This is a genomic window from Porcincola intestinalis (assembly GCF_009696445.1).
Lineage (GTDB): Bacteria > Bacillota > Clostridia > Lachnospirales > Lachnospiraceae > Porcincola > Porcincola intestinalis.
On the sequence record NZ_VULZ01000001.1, the window covers coordinates 230,366 to 247,876 of the forward strand.

General features: G+C 52.3%; 28 protein-coding genes. 4 read left to right on the forward strand and 24 right to left on the reverse strand.

The features are described from left to right. Positions 1-143: 143 nt before the first annotated feature. From FYJ35_RS01145 to FYJ35_RS01245, 21 genes are all read right to left on the reverse strand, one after another. On the reverse strand, positions 144-476 hold the full coding sequence (locus FYJ35_RS01145) for a PhlB family protein (protein ID WP_154521924.1): 333 nt from the start codon (positions 474-476) through the stop codon (positions 144-146). Beyond that, positions 463-717: a hypothetical protein gene (locus tag FYJ35_RS01150; RefSeq protein ID WP_154521927.1), complete on the reverse strand. Its 255-nt coding sequence runs from the start codon at positions 715-717 to the stop codon at positions 463-465. Before FYJ35_RS01150 ends, FYJ35_RS01145 begins: the two co-directional genes overlap by 14 nt. Continuing rightward, positions 704-1,087, reverse strand: a complete 384-nt coding sequence (locus FYJ35_RS01155; protein WP_154521930.1) for a hypothetical protein — start codon at positions 1,085-1,087, stop codon at positions 704-706. Before FYJ35_RS01155 ends, FYJ35_RS01150 begins: the two co-directional genes overlap by 14 nt. A 15-nt stretch (positions 1,088-1,102) precedes the next feature. After that, on the reverse strand, positions 1,103-1,339 hold the full coding sequence (locus FYJ35_RS01160; protein WP_154521933.1) for a hypothetical protein: 237 nt from the start codon (positions 1,337-1,339) through the stop codon (positions 1,103-1,105). Beyond that, positions 1,336-1,827 (reverse strand): hypothetical protein, encoded by a 492-nt coding sequence (locus tag FYJ35_RS01165; RefSeq protein ID WP_154521936.1) that lies wholly within the window; start codon positions 1,825-1,827, stop codon positions 1,336-1,338. Before FYJ35_RS01165 ends, FYJ35_RS01160 begins: the two co-directional genes overlap by 4 nt. Beyond that, complete coding sequence (locus tag FYJ35_RS01170; protein WP_154521939.1) at positions 1,824-2,132, reverse strand: hypothetical protein; 309 nt, start codon at positions 2,130-2,132, stop codon at positions 1,824-1,826. Before FYJ35_RS01170 ends, FYJ35_RS01165 begins: the two co-directional genes overlap by 4 nt. Further along, the gene (locus FYJ35_RS01175) at positions 2,116-2,310 is read right to left on the reverse strand and encodes a DUF551 domain-containing protein (protein WP_328597022.1); all 195 of its coding nucleotides are present in this window, start codon (positions 2,308-2,310) and stop codon (positions 2,116-2,118) included. The genes FYJ35_RS01170 and FYJ35_RS01175 overlap by 17 nt, the downstream gene beginning before the upstream one ends. 12 nt (positions 2,311-2,322) lie before the next feature. Then, entirely contained in the window at positions 2,323-2,544 is a 222-nt protein-coding gene (locus FYJ35_RS01180; RefSeq protein ID WP_154521945.1) for a helix-turn-helix domain-containing protein, read from the reverse strand. Next, the gene (locus tag FYJ35_RS01185) at positions 2,541-2,759 is read right to left on the reverse strand and encodes a hypothetical protein (RefSeq protein WP_154521948.1); all 219 of its coding nucleotides are present in this window, start codon (positions 2,757-2,759) and stop codon (positions 2,541-2,543) included. The genes FYJ35_RS01180 and FYJ35_RS01185 overlap by 4 nt, the downstream gene beginning before the upstream one ends. Next, entirely contained in the window at positions 2,707-3,117 is a 411-nt protein-coding gene (locus tag FYJ35_RS01190; RefSeq protein ID WP_154521951.1) for a hypothetical protein, read from the reverse strand. The genes FYJ35_RS01185 and FYJ35_RS01190 overlap by 53 nt, the downstream gene beginning before the upstream one ends. Before the next feature lie 3 nt (positions 3,118-3,120). Continuing rightward, on the reverse strand, positions 3,121-4,191 hold the full coding sequence (locus FYJ35_RS01195; RefSeq protein ID WP_154521954.1) for a DUF5131 family protein: 1,071 nt from the start codon (positions 4,189-4,191) through the stop codon (positions 3,121-3,123). Between the two features lie 9 nt (positions 4,192-4,200). Further along, the gene (locus FYJ35_RS01200; RefSeq protein ID WP_154521957.1) at positions 4,201-4,380 is read right to left on the reverse strand and encodes a hypothetical protein; all 180 of its coding nucleotides are present in this window, start codon (positions 4,378-4,380) and stop codon (positions 4,201-4,203) included. Then, a complete protein-coding gene (locus FYJ35_RS01205) occupies positions 4,377-4,547 on the reverse strand; it encodes a hypothetical protein (protein WP_154521960.1) in 171 nt (56 codons plus the stop codon). Before FYJ35_RS01205 ends, FYJ35_RS01200 begins: the two co-directional genes overlap by 4 nt. A gap of 53 nt (positions 4,548-4,600) precedes the next feature. Further along, positions 4,601-5,410, reverse strand: coding sequence for a DUF6291 domain-containing protein (locus tag FYJ35_RS01210; RefSeq protein WP_154521963.1), 810 nt, complete (start codon positions 5,408-5,410; stop codon positions 4,601-4,603). Between the two features lie 10 nt (positions 5,411-5,420). Continuing rightward, positions 5,421-6,137, reverse strand: a complete 717-nt coding sequence (locus tag FYJ35_RS01215) for an MBL fold metallo-hydrolase (RefSeq protein ID WP_205839647.1) — start codon at positions 6,135-6,137, stop codon at positions 5,421-5,423. Then, positions 6,137-7,054 carry a recombinase RecT gene (locus tag FYJ35_RS01220; RefSeq protein ID WP_154521969.1) on the reverse strand — a complete coding sequence of 306 codons (918 nt, stop codon included), beginning with the start codon at positions 7,052-7,054 and terminating at the stop codon, positions 6,137-6,139. The genes FYJ35_RS01215 and FYJ35_RS01220 overlap by 1 nt, the downstream gene beginning before the upstream one ends. Before the next feature lie 112 nt (positions 7,055-7,166). Beyond that, the gene (locus FYJ35_RS01225; protein WP_154521972.1) at positions 7,167-9,128 is read right to left on the reverse strand and encodes an AAA family ATPase; all 1,962 of its coding nucleotides are present in this window, start codon (positions 9,126-9,128) and stop codon (positions 7,167-7,169) included. 123 nt (positions 9,129-9,251) lie between these two features. After that, on the reverse strand, positions 9,252-9,545 hold the full coding sequence (locus tag FYJ35_RS01230) for a hypothetical protein (RefSeq protein ID WP_154521975.1): 294 nt from the start codon (positions 9,543-9,545) through the stop codon (positions 9,252-9,254). A gap of 16 nt (positions 9,546-9,561) precedes the next feature. Further along, positions 9,562-9,768 carry a MerR family transcriptional regulator gene (locus FYJ35_RS01235; protein ID WP_154521978.1) on the reverse strand — a complete coding sequence of 69 codons (207 nt, stop codon included), beginning with the start codon at positions 9,766-9,768 and terminating at the stop codon, positions 9,562-9,564. A gap of 1 nt (position 9,769) precedes the next feature. Beyond that, entirely contained in the window at positions 9,770-10,267 is a 498-nt protein-coding gene (locus FYJ35_RS01240) for a helix-turn-helix domain-containing protein (protein WP_154521981.1), read from the reverse strand. Further along, complete coding sequence (locus FYJ35_RS01245) at positions 10,264-10,500, reverse strand: helix-turn-helix domain-containing protein (protein ID WP_154521984.1); 237 nt, start codon at positions 10,498-10,500, stop codon at positions 10,264-10,266. The genes FYJ35_RS01240 and FYJ35_RS01245 overlap by 4 nt, the downstream gene beginning before the upstream one ends. 265 nt (positions 10,501-10,765) lie before the next feature. Here FYJ35_RS01245 and FYJ35_RS01250 point away from each other — a divergent pair, with 265 nt between their 5' ends. The 3 genes from FYJ35_RS01250 to FYJ35_RS01260 are packed head-to-tail and all read left to right on the forward strand — an operon-like array spanning position 10,766 to position 13,269. After that, a complete protein-coding gene (locus FYJ35_RS01250) occupies positions 10,766-11,125 on the forward strand; it encodes a helix-turn-helix domain-containing protein (RefSeq protein ID WP_154521987.1) in 360 nt (119 codons plus the stop codon). 58 nt (positions 11,126-11,183) lie between these two features. Beyond that, positions 11,184-12,098, forward strand: coding sequence for a hypothetical protein (locus FYJ35_RS01255; protein WP_154521990.1), 915 nt, complete (start codon positions 11,184-11,186; stop codon positions 12,096-12,098). A gap of 1 nt (position 12,099) precedes the next feature. Continuing rightward, on the forward strand, positions 12,100-13,269 hold the full coding sequence (locus FYJ35_RS01260) for a site-specific integrase (RefSeq protein WP_154521993.1): 1,170 nt from the start codon (positions 12,100-12,102) through the stop codon (positions 13,267-13,269). 86 nt (positions 13,270-13,355) lie between these two features. Here the strand turns inward: FYJ35_RS01260 and guaA are convergent, their stop codons facing one another. Together guaA and FYJ35_RS01270 are read right to left on the reverse strand one after the other, a co-directional pair. Continuing rightward, positions 13,356-14,912, reverse strand: a complete 1,557-nt coding sequence (gene guaA, locus FYJ35_RS01265) for a glutamine-hydrolyzing GMP synthase (RefSeq protein WP_154521996.1) — start codon at positions 14,910-14,912, stop codon at positions 13,356-13,358. A 203-nt stretch (positions 14,913-15,115) separates the two neighbouring features. After that, entirely contained in the window at positions 15,116-16,033 is a 918-nt protein-coding gene (locus FYJ35_RS01270; RefSeq protein WP_205839648.1) for a patatin-like phospholipase family protein, read from the reverse strand. A gap of 90 nt (positions 16,034-16,123) precedes the next feature. Between FYJ35_RS01270 and nudC the strand changes: the two genes are divergently transcribed. Beyond that, entirely contained in the window at positions 16,124-17,065 is a 942-nt protein-coding gene (nudC, locus tag FYJ35_RS01275) for an NAD(+) diphosphatase (RefSeq protein WP_205839649.1), read from the forward strand. 139 nt (positions 17,066-17,204) lie between these two features. Here nudC and FYJ35_RS01280 read toward each other — a convergent pair whose 3' ends face one another. Continuing rightward, entirely contained in the window at positions 17,205-17,507 is a 303-nt protein-coding gene (locus FYJ35_RS01280) for a Dabb family protein (RefSeq protein WP_154522005.1), read from the reverse strand. Positions 17,508-17,511 lie beyond the last annotated feature (4 nt).

The window sequence follows — 17,511 nt, forward strand, 5'->3', positions numbered from 1 at the left end:
TGTTAGCTGGATCTCCGCAGGCTCCCTCTGATGTGCAAGTATCATTCTCTATGTCGTAATCAGCACAACCTATGCACGGATTTCCCAGATAGCAATACTTGCAACGATACTTGCAATCCAAATCTTCATATCCGTAACATAATTCACACGCATCCATCGTCAATCTCCTCGTCCATCTTTGCTCCGCAGTGTGGACAAAATACATATCCCAACTCGTTAATGGACTCTTGCCTAGGCGTGAATACGGCTCGTTCACAATTTGAGCATACGAATTTATATGCTTTTCCTGTGCGCTGATTCGGGTCTAATGTAAACCAGTGCGCATGCACCACCGGCAAGGAATCAATAGTCTCTTCATGTTCAATCATGTCGGCAAATTCTGAACCTGCATCATCTCCAGTAAAAGCATCTGTCCAATGGTCTCGGATCCAATCTCCTAACGTTTTCTCCAGTGCATCAGCATTAATCGGTCTCATATTTTCCCTCCAAAATGTTTTCAACCGCTTTCTCTGCGCGGTTCTTCCCGATCCCAGACACATCGATGATCCGTTTGCGCAGCTCATCCTCTGTGAGCAGGACGCAGTCGTTGAATTCTTTTTCACCTTCCCGGAGTCCGTCTTCAAACCCTGACCGGTAAATGCTCTCTACCCAGCGACTGAACTGATTCAGACTCATGCGCTGCACGGTTTTGAATGTTTTAAAATCAACGGCTTTCATCTCCTGGCTTCTCCTCCATCAGCAGGTCAGCAGGATCGATGCCGTATTCCCACATGAAATTTTTCAGCCAGTCCTGAAGCCAACCGTCGCCGTGCGCTTTGTTTGTGTCCGGCAGCATGTCTGACAGGCCATTCACCATAGCGTCGACAATGGACCAATCAAAATCCGAACGCTCCGGCTGCAGCAGCTTCTGCCGGTCGTCCCAATCGGTGAACTTCTCCTGGCATTCCAGCTCATACAATGCACGATGCAAGCCCGCTGCGTATCCCCTTCCGTATGTATCCCATGTACCCCCGAGATCAGGTGGAGTGCATTCCATCAGGATTTTAGTCAGCTCATCGTGCATTTTGTCGTAATTAGTAAATCTCATACGCGCGCCCTCCCTTCACAGCCTGTTCAGCGGGCAGTCAACGCAGTACCGATTCACCAGATCGCTATACTTTTCATCGTCGGCATCCTTGACCTCCTGTGTGTTGCCTCCCCGAAAGCGGAGGACCGCTCTCTGCGTCCATGGCCCGTAGGTCTTGTACTCGATGCTGATCAGGTCGTTCCCAGCAACCGTCAGCTGAAGAGCCCTGCAGAGTGCATCGCAGATTGCCTGCTTGTCTTCGTCGATCATCATGCCATGCGCTCCTTCCGGGTATGTCTCTTGTCCCAGGTGTGTCCTCTCAGGACCTTCATCTCATCTGGTTCCATCCAGTCGATCTCCCATACGAAGTCTCCGTTGAAGATCCTCTTGATGTTGATCGTCCCGATCCGCAGCGGGTAAAGCATCCGGTAGTTGTACTTAGGCATGCACACCTCGTCGACCTCCATCATCCGTATCACTGATCCGAATCCCAGGTCCGACTTTGGATCTCTGTACCTTCCCTTCGCCATGCGGATTCCAGGAAGGTCTCCGCATGGTGCAAACTCGACCACTCTCTGGAAGCTCACGACTCCGCTGAGGTAATGCAGCCTTGTCTCCGGTTTTGGGTCTGCCGGGAAGAAGCAGATCCCCTTGCTCGAGGATGCATATCCTTCCCGGCGCCACTCCGTGTTCCCTGAGATGGTCTCTCCGTCCAGGAACCTGTAAAGCTCCCGGGTGCTCATAAACCGAACAAGGTTCATTTCTCATATCCCTTTTCAAGTCTGATGTCGTAGGCTTTGTAATATTCCGGGTCTGCGTTCTCATCTCTTCCGTAGATCGCATCCTCGAGCTCTCCAAGTCTCCTAACAGCCATCGAGTAGTCGAAGAATGCTTCATATGTTCCAAACTCACCTGGTACCGCTCTATGTCCGGCAATCGTATACTCGAATGAACCCGGAAGGCTTTTCTCTGTCATACGACTCTGGGTGAATCCACCTTCGCCATCCGCCCTTGGGATGACCTTGATGGTTTTCTGGATGATTTCTGTATCAACTTTCTTCGGCATTTTCATTCTCCTTGTACGGCTCAGGGAGCGGCATCCATGCAATCACCATTCCGTCCTCATCCCATTTCCCGTTTTCAAATCCACACATACCTGTGAATGCCTCAGCCTGCCCGCATAGTTCTCCATCCATAGTCGCTAGATATGTTCCATCCTCCGGCATCCTCTCGCTGCACAGTATCCATTTTCCTGGTCATCCATCTTTCTTATCTGTTTTCCCAAGGAGGTAGTCGGTTGTCACCCCGAGTACATTCGCGATGTTAGCCAGGATAGGGCCATTCGGAACCCTTGCTCCGCTCACGAATCTGCTCATCGAAACTTCTGTTGTCATGACCTTCTCAGCCAGTTGGCGCTGCGTCATTCCCTTCTCACGCAACAGCTCGTTGATTCTCTTCCCTGTGATGTTCTCGTTCATGCTTTGGCCCTCCTGTGTGCTTCCCATGAAGCGGTGTACCCGATCTTCATCAGTGTGTTGGTAAGAATCCCAAGTGCTCTTGGGCTCAAGTCGTCTTCGAATACCAGGACTCCGTCGACTATCTTGCACGGGAATCCTAGATCTGACATCTTTCTCTGCGCTTCATCCTTTGGAATTGATGCTATTGGTGCCTTTTCCTTCTTCACTCTTGCCATATCTCTTTCCACCTCTTCTGACGATCTCGATGGCGCTGATGTAAGCACGGTACATGGCGATGTTGGAAATCCGGTCGGCATCATCCAGCGCGTCCTTCGATCTCTGAAGTGTCAGGTCCCGCATCCGGAAGAGCTCGTCCAGCACCCTTGCCAGGTTGAAGGTATCTCCGGTGACCATGTTCCTGAACTCAAGGATGTGGTCCGTCCGATCGTCTCTCCGCTCATTCAGCTTGGTTTCCAGATAAGCCAGCGGTGCGATGAGGAGTGCCAGCACGACCATCTCCGTGTTTCCGTCCAGGATCCCGAGCAGGCCTCCGGATACCGCGATCGTGATTATCAGTGTCATCGTCACATCCATGAATCATGTCCTCACTTTTCTCTTCTTCACCGGCAGCTCTTTCCGGATCCCCTCCCGGACGTGCTCGTAGTCGAGTCCGTGTTCCTCGCAGAACTTTTCGAGGCAGTCCCAGCACATGTATCCGATGCTGTGCGATCCGTAGCCTCTGGTGGAAAGCCTGCCGCTGATCCCGACCATACTCGACTTGTCGGTGACCTTGCCGCACATCATGCAGCTTGCTTCTAGCTTCTTCCTGGTCTTGATCGACCGCTTGCGGACCAGAAGTTCCGGTGGGTATTCCCGCAGCATGTTCTTTTCCCCGATGAATGGGATCAGGCTGTCCTTCATGAACACCGGAATTTCCTTCGACCTTGCGAAGGCCACCGCCTGTTTGACCCACTCTCTTTCCGGGTAGACCTTTTTGCAGTTCTGTCCTGTCTGAGCTCCCATGATCATCCAGTCGAAAGGCTTTTTACCGGTATCGAACTCCGTGAAATCCAGCGGTCCCAGCATCGGCTCATAGCTGATGAATGTGTGATATTGTTCCTCTGGAGGAAGGAAGCCGATCCGGTTCTTGTCCGACTCTGAAGTAACCGATGTCCCGTACCAGAAGTTGCTTTTATCCAGCAGCATTCCCTTTCCGATCAGCTCCTGGTACCGCTTCGGATTCTTCGTCAGGAACAGGTAGTAATTCAGCTCGAACATCCCGCAGAGGTCGAAGATCTTCTGAATCCAGTCGTCCGGGACCCAGTTTCCGAAGGTGTCGCTCATGGCTCCCACGAATACCCGCTTGCTCCGACCCCGCATGATCCTCTTCTCAGTTGTCTCGTCGGTCATCTTGTAAAGATGCAGTGTCGGCTCGAACCCGAATGGGTAGATGATCTGCCGGCCGTCCTCGTTGAAGAACGGATCCTTCAGGATGTAGAGTCCGTCTTCCGTGACCGTATATTTCTCTGTCTGTGACAGGTTCCATCGGGTATCCCCCGAGAACCGTCTCGTTAATGCTTTCGCGTAGCAGTACGGGCATCCATTCCGGCACCCCGATATGATGTCCAGCGTGGCGTCGCACCACTCGATCTTTGAATAAACTCCCATATTCGCTCCTTACTGCCTGCGCTGACCCTCCCGAATGAGCTGCGCATTTTCTTCCCAGCATGCGTGGCACTTTGCCTTCGAGATGATCCCGCTCCTGTCATCTGCCTTCGGGCACATCGGCGATGTGAATGCCACCTTGTGTCCCCAGCACTCCAGGTAAGGACAGGCTCGTGGATCTTTCGGGTTCATCTCTGAGCGGTCCGTCTTCCCGGATCCTCGCTTCCGATGACCTCGATGCAGTGTTTCTTTTGACCAGATACTTCGGAGCCATATCCGGAGGTGCAAGCTCTTTTGAGCTCCTCATATCTGGCCGGTGTGATGTGTGATGTATCGATTTGTCCTAAAACGTAAATCATAAAACTGTCCTCCCCTTTCTCTCCCGGTGGTGGCCTTATGCCGTTCATAGTCCTCACCCGCTTCCAGCTTCTTCGGTTTCCTTCGTGCGGTCCTGAGCTCTTATCCGCCTTGATATAGCGTTCCAGTCGACCTGCTCATGGCTGTAGTCGTTGAACTGTCCTGGCTTTCTCCTCGGCTTCGGAGTCTTCTGGTCGTAGTTCCCCTCCATGACCTTCGCGGCATTCGTCTCGGTCATGATCCAGTCAAAGCTCGCAGTCCATCCGGTGTCGTTCTCACCCCGAAGGAATGGAGAGGCCTGCGTCCTCACGAACAGCTCCTTCAGCTCGTCCGGGCTTCTGGTCCGCAGCATTGACCTGATCGCCTTCTTCCTGGACTCCGAGAAGGTGTCGACCTTGGGCAGCGAAGTGCAGATCTGGTTGAAAGAGTCAATGACCGCCTTGTAGTCGATCTGGTCTGTCTTTGGATGTGTGGCACGCGTTCCCTGTGTTTGTTCTTTATCAGGTTCAGGATCAGGATCAGGATCAGGATCGACCCCCATCTGGTTTTTTTGGTTTTCGTCAGAAACCATTTGGTTTTCTGAAAAACCATTTGGTTTTTCTTCTTCGGTTTTGGAAGGTCTCCCGCCCTTCGATCCATTGGCTCTGAGGCGTTCGCACTTCTTCTCGTAGTTCTCGGTGTCGCGGTCCATCCTCTGCCGGATGATCGAAAAGCACATCTTCGTAAGAGGATCCAGCTCAACCTGCACTTCACCGGTCTGCGCATAGTCGCAGAGCGCGTCAAGAAGCTCTCCCTTCTGCTCTGTGCTGAGCATGTCTATCTGCTCCCGGTATTCAAGATGAAATATGAAATCCTCTTTCTTCATGCTTCTATCCTCAGCAGACGTAAACCTCGACGCCTGTCAGCTTTTGAATCTCCTGTTTCATGGTCTCCTCGTCTGAGTTATCGGAGCTCAAGTGGAGGAGGTAGATCTGTTTCAGATTGCTCAGGTCATTTGCCTGCAGCATTTCTTTCAGAGTCTCCAGGCTCATGTGGCTCTTCGCCAGCCGCTGGATCCGGAATGCCGGTGTGATTCCTTCATCGACGTTCTTCAGGAGCTGATCCATGTTGTAGTTGCACTCGGCCATGATGTAGCTGAGTCCCGGAAAGCGGTATTTGATGTAGTAGGTATCGGTGAAGAATAGGAGCTTCTCACCGGTGATCTCGCTCTTAATCAGGAACCCGAGCGGCTCTCTGGCGTCATGCTCGACATCAAATGGAAGGATCGTGAAGCTCCCGATCTGGAATGCCTGCATCGCCTTCACAGGGTGCACCAGCGGGCCGTGGAGCGCGTATCGGAACTGCCTGGTTCCTTCGATGGTTCCCTGAGAGGTGTAGACCTCGATTCCGTACCGGGTCAGGTCCTGTGCGTGTGATGCATGATCTCCATGCTCGTGGGAGACCAGGCAGCCGGAAATCTCCCACATCCTGAATTCGCATGCCTGCATGATCCTGCTGACCGGAATCCCGGCCTCGATCAGGATCTTGGTCTTTCCATCGCTGATCCGGTAGCAGTTTCCTGTGCTGCCGGATGCGATGGGCTCGATCTCCATCAGAAGTCAGGCTGAGGAATTGCCTCCGCCTGCTCCTGATGGTTTGACTGAGTTGCTGACTTAGTTCTCTGGGTGTTCTGCTCAGCCGGCCCTGCGGCTTTCTGGGGCGCTTCAGGAGCCACATCGATTTCCTGCGTGTTGGCGCTCTCGCTGATCTCCTCCTGTGCCGATGCGATTGCTCCTTCCGGAGTGCTGTCGACATACCGAGGAGTCAGCTGCCCGTCCCTGTAGTCGATGACAGCCTGGTCTCCAAGGAATCCGGCTTCCATGTCGATGCTCATGATTCCGTAGTGACCGAGGAGCTGACGAAGCATGGTCTTGATCGCCATCTTGTCGAAGTCCGTCTTCCAGGGACCCGAGCCGTAGCTCTTGCTGTACCTTCTCGCGTGGGCCTCCATCTGTCCTCTGCTCCAGTACATTTCCTTGCGGAATCCATTGAGGTACTCGAACATCGCGTAGTACCCAATCGTCGGTGCCTTCTCCCTTGCCTCCGGGTCCTGGATGATGTTGACCTCGATGCTCTCGTCCAGCGGATTGTAGGAAACGAACTCGCCTTCCTTGATCGGGACCGCGTTGATCTTCCGGTACTGTCCGGACCGCATTGCCAGCTGCAGGAGTCCTCTGTAGCCGATCTGGAACTGCGCCTCCATCGTCCCGTGGTTGTTGTAGGGCACCATGTAGAAGTAGCCGAGCTGCGGAGATGGGGAAAGGTTGAGCGTGTAGCCGAGGAGTGCCGCGTTGACCAGGCTGTTGTTCGTGCACTTCTGAAGCGTCTGGTTCGTCTGAACCGCGCTCATGAGGGAAGAGATGAATCTGTCGCCGTTCTTCCCGCCGACGACCTTGTTGATCTGGTTCTTGACCGCGTCGTTTGTAAGGTACGCCGCGATGCTGACCTTGTTTGCCACTTGATTTGCCATTCTGAATCCTCCTTGTGGATTGGTGTTTATTGCCCTTCCTATTCATCACTCTGGAAGGGAAGATTATCCAGCTGGCAGATGCACCAGACATCTGCCGGCCGGATTGTCTACTTTATGCTGCATCGAGTTCCATGCGGAGCTTCTTGTCCTTCTCGCTGACCACCAGCCGGATGATCTGCATGCCCGGATATTCAGTCAGGTGCGTGACCGCTTCGGCATTGTCGACCATCACCGGGATCCAGAGGTTCCAGGCGGTCGAGAGCGTGTGGATGATCTCAAGGCCTGCGTTGATCTTGCTGGCATTGTTCGCGAATGCGTACTGGACCATTCTTCCGTCCGGTGAAGGAATCATGACCTCACAGCAGTCCGTAACTCCTCCGTTGAGCTGTTCCTCGAATAGCTTGAATCGGAGCGTCTTGAACCTGCTGTTGATTCTCTGGTCGAGGAGCGAAACCTTAGCCTTGGTGAAAACATCGCAGAGGTGAATCCTGTATTCTGCTTCCTCGAAAGCCTCCGCCAGAGTCCTCTGGCTTGCCTTCAGCTCCTCGATCCGCTTCTCCTGCCGTTCCTTTACGGTGAAGGAAGCGATCTTCGACTCTATGGCTTCCAGCTGTGCCTTCTTCTGGGCGATGGCCTGCATCCGGTCCCCGCTTGCCTTCTGTGATGCCTGTGAAGAATCTGCCATGGAGTTCTGGAGGGAAATGATCCTTGCGCTGATCGCCAGATACTCTTTCGTCGTGGTGAAGTCAGGCACTTCAGTGAGTGCTCTGGAAAGCTCCGTGACCGTGTCCTGAATCTGTTTGATCTCGGAAGTGAGCTTTCCGAGTTTCTTAAGTTCTTCAGATGCTTTGTCCTTCAGCTCCTGGATGGCCGTCTTGCTGCAGGCCTTGCCCCGCCTGTTGATATCCTCGAGGTGCTGAGATCTTCTCAGGTTGAATGCCTGATGCATCTCATCTACCTTGTCCGGGTCATATGGCCGATGGCAGGTTGGACACACCGCATCATCGTCGTTCCATACCTTTGAAGCCTCTTCCTTGTACTCACTTATCAGGGACTCCCTTTTCTGCTCCATGGAATTGATGTCGAAGTCGATCTGGGAGATGGATCCTCTCAGTTCGAAGGCCTGCTTCTGTTTCTCCCTAATCTGTTCCTGCATCTGCCTGAGCTGTGATGTCTTGCCTTCATTCTCCTTTGCGACTGATGCCGCGTAAGCATTCCTCGATTCCGCAAGTTCTGCTCTGGCGTTTGAAATCTGGGTCATGATCTCGGAAGTCGCATCCGTCGTCTGCATCCGCTGTTCCATGTCGAGGGTGTTGATCTCGCCTTCGATGGAATCTTTCTTGGCTTTGAGGTCTTCCAGGCTCATTCCATCCGTATCCGGGATGGCCTTCTGCGCTTCATCGATCCTCTCAGGGACCGTGTCGAGTTCGGTGTTGATCTTCTTTCTGGTCGCCATCGTGATCTTGCGGAACTCGTCGACTGTGTAGCTCCGATCCGCGCCGGGAACCTGCAGCATCTGCTCGAACTTCGCGTCGACCAGCTCCTTGGTGTGGTGGATGACGTCCAGGTCGCTCACATCCCCGCAGATGTCGAGGAGGATCTTCCGTCTGTCCTGCCATGCCAGCTTCTCCGGAAAGTAGTCTGGCATGGTCAGCATCTTGAGCTGTTCCTCGTCTCCGACCATCGTCTGGATCTTCGCCTTAAAGTCTCCTGCCGGCGTCGGGACACCGTCGATGAAGTAGTCGGTGGTATGTCCTGAGAACTCGCGCTCTGCGGATCCTCTCTTCTTCTTGTAAACTTCGTGGAATACTTTTCTGAGTCCTACCTGCGATCCGTCATCCGCCTGGATGACCGCCGATGCGGAGTAGTCGAGCTCGTGTGTTCCGGTCGTCTTCGGTGAGAAGTTCTTCGCACCTGTGCTGGCCTTATCGAAGAGCAGCCATGTGAAGGCATTAAAAACCGTGGTCTTTCCGGTCGCGTTGTCTCCGTAGATGGAGCAGCTCTGACCCGAGAAGTCGAACTCTGCATGCGTGACTCCCTGAAAATTATCAAGGGTGAGTGTTATGAGTTTCATTTGGACCTCCTTGTAAAAGATTGGTTGATGTGATATTTTCGGAGGTAAGAACACGCGCCTAGTGTTCTCAAACTCCCAAAGCTCATCTGATTTCGGTTCCCAGCCTGAAAAGATGAGCTTTTATTATGCTGCAAATGTGGTGTCTTCCCATCTCTGGACGTTTCTCCTCTCGGCCTTCAGTGATCTCTCTAAAGCCGCCTCAAGTGCTTTCTTCTGCATGGCGTCGTCCCTGCGTTTCTTCAGGTCGGAGTATGCACACCGGAGCATGTAGTAGTTCAGCTCGTAGAACATGATTCCGCAGAAGGCATCTCCCGGAATCGTTGTCTTGGTGTTTGTTCTGATCATTGCCAGGAATCCGATCGTCACCGCCGCGGCCATGGCCTTGATGATGGACTTTCTTGCGAATCTTTTGAGCATCTTTGTTTCCTCCTTCTCAGATGTAGTACTGTTTCATGAGCGCCTTCGGGATCTTCCCGTGCGGGTAATCCTCAGGCAGTTTCTTCTTGCTGACTGCCTCGTTTCTCACCCTCCGGATGTATCCGTAGGCTGTCCGCCTTCCAACTCCGAGGAGCTGCATCACATCGTCTGCGGTGAAGTAGCTCCGTTCCACCTTTCCGATTTCGACCGTTTCCGCTCTCATATCAGAAACCCTCCTCTTCTTCCTCCAGCTTTGCTTTTGCTACATATACCTTCAGGTCCTGCGCGACCTGGACGATATCATCGAGTGACTTCATAATGCTCTGAAGTTCCGGCTTCTCGTCTTCCGTGATCTTTCCGTCCTCAACGATCTCCATCAGCGAATCCTTGATCTCTCCCGCCTTCTTCAGAGTTCCATATGCCTGGATGCTGATCCGGTCGAGGCTAAGGTTCTCAGCCTTCGGGACATCTGATCCAAGCCGGCAGTAGTCATGGCAGTAGGTGCATCTCAGTTCCGGGGATCCATAAATCTCGCTCATCGCCCAGACCTCATCCGGAAGCGGATCCCTTGTTCCGTTCTCGATATCTGCAAGCGTGCTGGCTGACATTGCCAGGTCTGCAGCTGCAGCCATCCGGTCTCTGTACCTCGGGTAGGTCTTTGCACGCTGAATTCGTGCAATCTTCCAAATTGTTACCCCGGTATCATTCAATCCCTTCATCATTCCTTTTCCTTTCCGCCTGATATACTTAAGTCAGGAGAAGGCATCCTTTTGAGCTCTTCCAGCTTTTGATCAAGCGCGGTTTGAATCTGCTCTGTCGGGATTCTGTTCCCTCGCATAATCAAATTCAGGTAAGTTCTCGTAATCCCGAGGTCTGAAGCGACCTCGCTCTGAGTGATGCCGAGTCGCTTGCACTGCATCATCAAATCCAGACCAGACTCTGGAATTTTAGCCATCCGGCTCCCTCCTTTCTCGGTTTACGTTTACATTTGTTACAAAAGCTAATAAAATGCTTGTATGAACTACCCTGCGGAAAGAATCCCGCCAAGAACGCCTCCGAGGGTCGTCCATACTGTTACTCGAGGAAACCAGTTCGTTTGCAGGCGTCGTGGCTTCCTTTTGTCGTTAACCATTGTTAACTGTCTATATAGTAATCGCATATTTGCGTCATGTCAACAACTAAATGACTAAATTTGCGATTCTATTTGGGGAGGTGTTGTAATGACACTCACCGAGAGGATCAAAGACCTGGCAAGTACAAATGATCTAACTTTTGCCGAATTAGAAAGAATGGCAGGTATCGGGAGAGGAACAATACGAAAATGGGACGTGAATATTCCTTCTGCAGATAAGCTGTTGAGAGTCGCAAATTTGCTACACTCTTCGATGGATTATTTAATGACGGGTGAGGAGTCTTTGGTTAGCGGAATCAGCCATGAAGACATTGAGTTGCTGGATTTAATGAATCAGCTTCCTCACGACGCCAAGATCGAGTTTCGTGGAGAGATTAAAGGGTATCTTAAAGGACTCGCAGCATCCGGGTCCCTCGAAGAACCCGCCGAAATGAAGCAGGCAAAATAATCAGCATCGATTGGTACCGGTGCTATAAGGGGAGTAGAAAAGCTGGGAGGAAGAAAAAATGAAAAGAAGGATGGTGGCCATATTGATGGCGTTTGCGATGGCTGGATCCATTCCGGCTATGGCTGCGGATGTTTCAAGTGAGTCAGAGCAAACACAGTCGCAAAAGAATTACATCACTTCCGGAAGTATCTATGAAGCTGTAAAGGAAGTGAATGAAAATTTTGAAATCTATTTTGACAATGATGGGTACCTGACGATTGAGCAGAACCCTGACACGATTCCAGAAAATGGCGCATGGAAATTTATAGAAGATACGATTATGGTTCTTCAGCGCTCTGCTATATCTGGGAAGAGAAAGATAAAATTCATTGCCGGCCATGACTTGAAGACTCAGGATGTCTATGAAATTTTCGGTATAGACGATTACAGTGGTCCTGATAACTTCGGAGTTATACACGCTTCTCTCACAACAAACCAAGCTTTGAGTTCAAGCTATGAGACTGCTTTTCAGGAATATTACGGAGCCCATGCTGTGGAGAATAAGAATAATTATTATCTCCACCTTCTTGATCCAGAGAATAACCCAGCTCCGGACTACTATAACAATTCATATTATTGGATAGTTTCATGTTTTGGAGAAAAGGCTACCGGAACTTTGAAACCAGATGAGTCAACAATCGATGTGCAGATTCCTGATTACGAAGACTCGGATGTAGGTGGGGCTGCCTCTACTTTGATGGCGTTCAATGCAATGTCACGTTATGGAAAGATCAAAGCAGTCACTCCGGAAATTCTTCCTAATGATAAGGTAAACATATCGTTCACCGCTGAAGGTGATTTATCCAAGGTTGTATTCAGCGTATCATCTCACTGGAACGGTTCTTCTATGTATGCTGATTCCATGAGCGGGTCTCCGAATGCCATGACCGGAATCAAAAGTGCGATCGATGTGATCAGGAAGCAGGGAGGCTGACATGGCATCCCAGGGAACGATAACGAAATACAAGACCAAGACCGGGAAGACCAAGTGGGAGCTGCGCTTCTGGTCGAAGGACTGGACCGGTAAGAACCGTCTGGTCCACAAGGCAGGTTTCATGACCAGAGCCGAGGCTAAGGCATGGTATGACGGATACGTGAGCGAAGGAGAGGAGCGTCCGGATCTTACCATGGGTCAGCTCTATGAGGCGTACATGGCCGACATGAAGCCAAAGCTCAAGAACACCACCTACGCTCAGAAGGAGTGGGCTTTCAAGACGCACATCCTTCCATACTACAGTAATACCCCGATCGACTCCATCACTCCGAAGTCAATCATGAAATGGCAGAATAAGCTTCTGGATGCCAGGAACCCGAAGAGCGGTCAACCGTACAGTGAAACCTATCTATATTCTTTACACGAGCAGATGAGCGCGATTCTGAACTACGCAGTAAAATATTATAAGCTCCCGACTAATCCGTGCCGGGTCACAGGTTCGATCGGTGTAGCCAAGGCGGACGAGATGACGATCTGGACGCCTGAGCAGTTCCAGATCTTCCTCCAGTACGAGAAGAAGACCTTGTACCGGATCCTCTACGAAATCCTCTTCTTCACAGGGATCCGTGAGGGAGAGCTCCTCGCTCTCACTCCGAAGGACATCCCGGAAGGCGAGAACGTGGTCATCGTGCGGAAGTCCTACGCAGTGGTCCATGGCAAGGAGTACATCCAGGAGCCGAAGACCAAGAAGTCAATCAGAAGGGTCAAGATCCCGGAAGCGGTTCATCAGGATATACGTAAGTATATTGAGTCCGTTTATATTGGGCAAAATGAAAGATTGTGTCTCTATTCCAAGACAGCTCTGAACGTGGAGCTGAAGAAGGTGGCAAAGCAGGCCGGGCTCCCGGAGATCCATGTGCACGAACTCCGGCACTCGCACGCTTCCTTCCTGATCGGCAGAGGTGTGGATATCGCGACCGTCAGCAACCGGCTCGGACACGAGAAGGTCTCGACCACCCTGAACACCTACACGCACATGCTTCCGGAGAACGACGCGAAGGTGACCGGGTTCCTGGACAGTGCAGCCGAAGAGATCCTCGACAGGAAGGATCAAGGGCAGCAAAAATCCGAGCCCGAAAAAGGCCCGGATGATGAAAACCCGCAGAAATAAGTGTATTTTGATACTTTTTTGATACTTTTTTCAATATCTGGCCTCCTGAAACCAGCCAAATAAGCTGGTTTCAGGAGTTTTATTTACTATTCAAACTCGATCGTTCCCGGCGGTTTGCTGGTGATGTCGTAGAAGACTCTGTTGACATGCGAGACTTCATTGATGATCCTTGAAGTGACTTTCTTCAGCACTGGATAAGGAATCTCGACGGAGTCTGCCGTCATGAAGTCGACTGTGTTAACTGCACGGAGGGCGATTGCATAGTCGTAGGTACGCTCATCGCCCATGACACCAACAGAGCGCATATTTGTCAGTGCAGCGAAATACTGACCGGTTGTCTTGTCGAGTCCGGCATTCGCCATCTCCTCGCGGAAGATTGCGTCTGCGTCCTGCACAATCCGGACTTTCTCAGCTGTCACCTCGCCGATGATCCGGATGCCCAGTCCCGGACCCGGAAATGGCTGACGCATGACGAGTTTCTCCGGAATTCCAAGATGCAGCCCGACCTTCCGGACTTCATCCTTGAACAGGTATCTCAACGGCTCCACAATCTCCTTGAAATCGACATAATCCGGCAGGCCCCCTACATTGTGGTGGGATTTGATGGTGGCGGATTCTCCGCCAAGCCCGCTCTCGACTACATCCGGGTAGATCGTTCCCTGCACGAGATAATCGACTGCGCCGATCTTCTTTGCCTCCTCCTCGAAGACACGGATGAATTCCTCCCCGATGATCTTGCGCTTTTTCTCCGGCTCGGTCACACCGGCAAGCTTGTCATAGAACCTCTGCTGGGCATTGACACGGATAAAGTTGAGGTCATACGGCCCATCCGGTCCGAAGACAGACTCCACCAGGTCCCCTTCATCCTTGCGGAGAAGACCATGATCGACAAAGACACAGGTCAGGTTCTTTCCGATGGCCTGGGAAAGCAGGACCGCGGCGACGGAGGAGTCCACTCCGCCCGAAAGTGCACAGAGTGCCTTCCCATCTCCGATCTTCTCTCTCAGCTCCTGGATTGTCTTCTGCGCAAAATCTTCCATCTTCCAGCTGCCGGAGCACCCGCAGATTCCGATCACAAAGTTGCGGAGGATTTCCTTTCCGAACATCGTATGCAGCACTTCCGGATGGTACTGGATCGCATACAGCTTCCGTTCCGGGTCCTCATCAGATGCGCACGGGCAGTTTGCGGAATGGGCAGTGATCTCAAATCCCGGCGCCGGCTCTGCAATATAATCGTTATGGCTCATCCAGCAGACCATCGGGCTGGGAATTCCGTCATAAAGTCTGGAAAGCGGCTTGTCGACGATCACTTCCGTCTTCCCATACTCACGTTCATCAGCGCGCGCAACCTTCCCGCCAAGCACATAGTTCATCAGCTGAGCGCCGTAGCACAGGCCAAGAACCGGTACACCAAGCTCGAAGAGCTCCTTCGGAGCGGTTGCCGCCTCTTTCTCATAGACACTGTTCGGTCCGCCTGTCAGGATAATTCCCTTCGGATTCATCTTCCGGATCTGATCCAGCGGCGTTCTGTAAGAGTAGATCTCGCAGTACACGTTGCACTCGCGCACACGCCTGGCTACAAGCTGGTTGTACTGCCCGCCAAAGTCGATGACAATGACTTTCTCCTGATTGTCCTTCTCCATCCTTGTCCTTTCTATCTTTTGGGTTACTCTTGCTGTCATTGTGCATGCAGAAAATCTGCACTTCTCGTGAAATCCGGAGGTATCCGTTCCTGCACCTGACCAACCTGAGCTTCCGGTATCTGGAATGCTAAGCCGCTGCGCTCCCGCCAGCGTAATATGATATCACTCCCTCAGGACACCGGCCAGCGAAACACACGATCACATCACCCCTGCGTCATTCCCAGATAGCTTCTGATCCGTTCCATCCGGTGCTCTGTGTTCACAACCCCCATCCGGTATGCCCGGTAGAGCTTCTCCGGATTTTTCTCGAGCCTTGCGACATCAAGCGGCTGACTGGGGGCTATCACGAGGATCCGTTTCTGCTTCTCCAGCTCATCGATGTGATCGCAGAGCCTGTTGTAGCGCTCATCCGCATGCATCATGTAATCATACAGCGCTGGGAAGTTGTGGTAAAGCCTTTGTTCAGCCCGGAGCTGTGTCTCCGGCTCCCCGGGATCCCGCCAGCCTCGCTCATGTGTTTTTACGACAATAATCCTCTCATACCCCTGGCCGATCGCCCAGTCGACCGGAATACAGTCTGAATTCCCGCCATCAAGATAGGGAATTCCATCAAGATAGACCATTCTGGAGAGAACCTGCATGCTTGCGGAAGCCTTTATGGCCGTGAACATGTCCGAGCAGTTTGTCTTCTCCAGATAGGTTGGCTGGCCGGTCAGGCAGTTTGTCGCCACAGCGACGAGCCGTCTCTCCGGACTCATAATCCGGAGAATGTTCTCATGATCCTCCGTCTTGAAGGTATCAAAGACGATGTTGAAACCGATCACACCCTGGTTTTTTCGAATGGCGCGAAGCCCGGCATAGCTCGAATTTCTGCAGTGGGTGATGTTGAACCTGCTTGGCCATCCGATTCTTCCTGCACAGTAGCAGGCTCCGTAAAGTGCCCCGGCTGAAACGCCGATGACCGTCTGAATATTGATGTTATTCAGCAACAGGGTATCCGTCACACCGCCCGTATAGAGTCCCCGGAAAGCGCCGCCCTCCAGCACCAGGCAGCCTGGCGTGAGCTCTCTGCCTGATCTTCCGTCCGGGATTCTGTTTAGTATTGTCTCGATATGTCTCATGAACAGCCACCCAATCCTGGAACGTTCTGTCATTTTCATCTGAACAGTGCTATTCTAGCAAATATCAGCCTGAAAGGAAAGGAACAAGATATGATACAGGATATCGCACCTCATACGTTCAAGAATGAATATACCCCGTCCGCCCCGAAGGGCTCGGATTATGTAATTGTGGTTGATGACCGGAAGATTCTCCTGAAGGAGCATGCAGACGGCCGCCTGATGCTTCCGACTGTCTCGGATCTTCTCCGTGATTCCGGTCTCCTCTCTTCCCCTGCTGCATCTGCCTCTGAGGCCGCCGCAGCCCCCTCTTCTGTCCCAGCAGCCAGATTTACCTCTGACAAAGCAGCTCCGGATACTCATTCACTACCTCTGACCTATCTGTTCTCAATCGACGAGGAGTGTTTCTTCTTTTATCCGGGTGCGCCCGCCGCACGTTCCCCATACCAGTATGTAAATGAGATGGCGCTCCGTGAGCTGGAACACGACTATCTCTCATTCGGGGCTGCGACAGCCGTCCAGCTGGCGCAGTGGTACACGCTCCATCATTTCTGTGGAAAATGCGGTGTTGCGACGGTTCATTCAACGACAGAGCGTGCCGTGATCTGTCCGAAATGCGGGCATATCTATTATCCGCGGATTTCACCGGTTGTAATCATTGCCATCACGGACAGAGACCGGATCCTGCTGACAAAGTACAGCCGGAAGGGTACAAAGCGTCACTCCCTGGTAGCCGGCTTCGTTGAGATTGGGGAGACGCTCGAGGATGCTGTACGCCGGGAGACGATGGAGGAGGTTGGGCTGCGGGTAAAAAACATCCGGTATATTGAGTCGCAGCCATGGGCATTCTCCTCCTCGCTGATCTCAGGTTTTGCCGCGGAGGTCGATGGCGATCCGACCGTGCACCTCAATACAGACGGGAAAGGCGAGCTCGCTTCCGCGGAATGGATACCGAGAGACGAGCTCGCCTGTGAGGATCATTCTGTTTCCCTGACCTGGGATATGATTGGAAAATTCCGCAGGCAGGAGCTGTAATTGTTCGCGCAGCACGCTGCCCTGTGCCTTCCGCTGCTCCGCTTTCCCCATATTGATCGTTGACCTGCCTGTCTGGCGTTTGTATCCACACAAGGAGGCAAAGCGATGCTGCGGAGCATGCGCAGAACCCGCCCGGCTGTCAGACCTCGTAGTCCAGGCAGGAGCGAACCACCGTATATGGCCGGACATAAGTGTCTGCCACCTTGACATGATTCGGATTCACGGCATATCCCTTCAGGGATGCAGCGTCATCCAGCAGCGCATCCAGCATCATATCCATGTTGGAGGACGGAAGGCCTTCGATATGGATATGCATCTCGCGAAGCCCGGGGACGATACCGACCAGTCCTTCCAGATGTTCCTTCGCTTCCCTCTTTACCTTCGCTTTCTCCTCTGCCGAAAGCTCTTCCTTCAGTTTCCATAAAATGACATGACGTACCATTGCT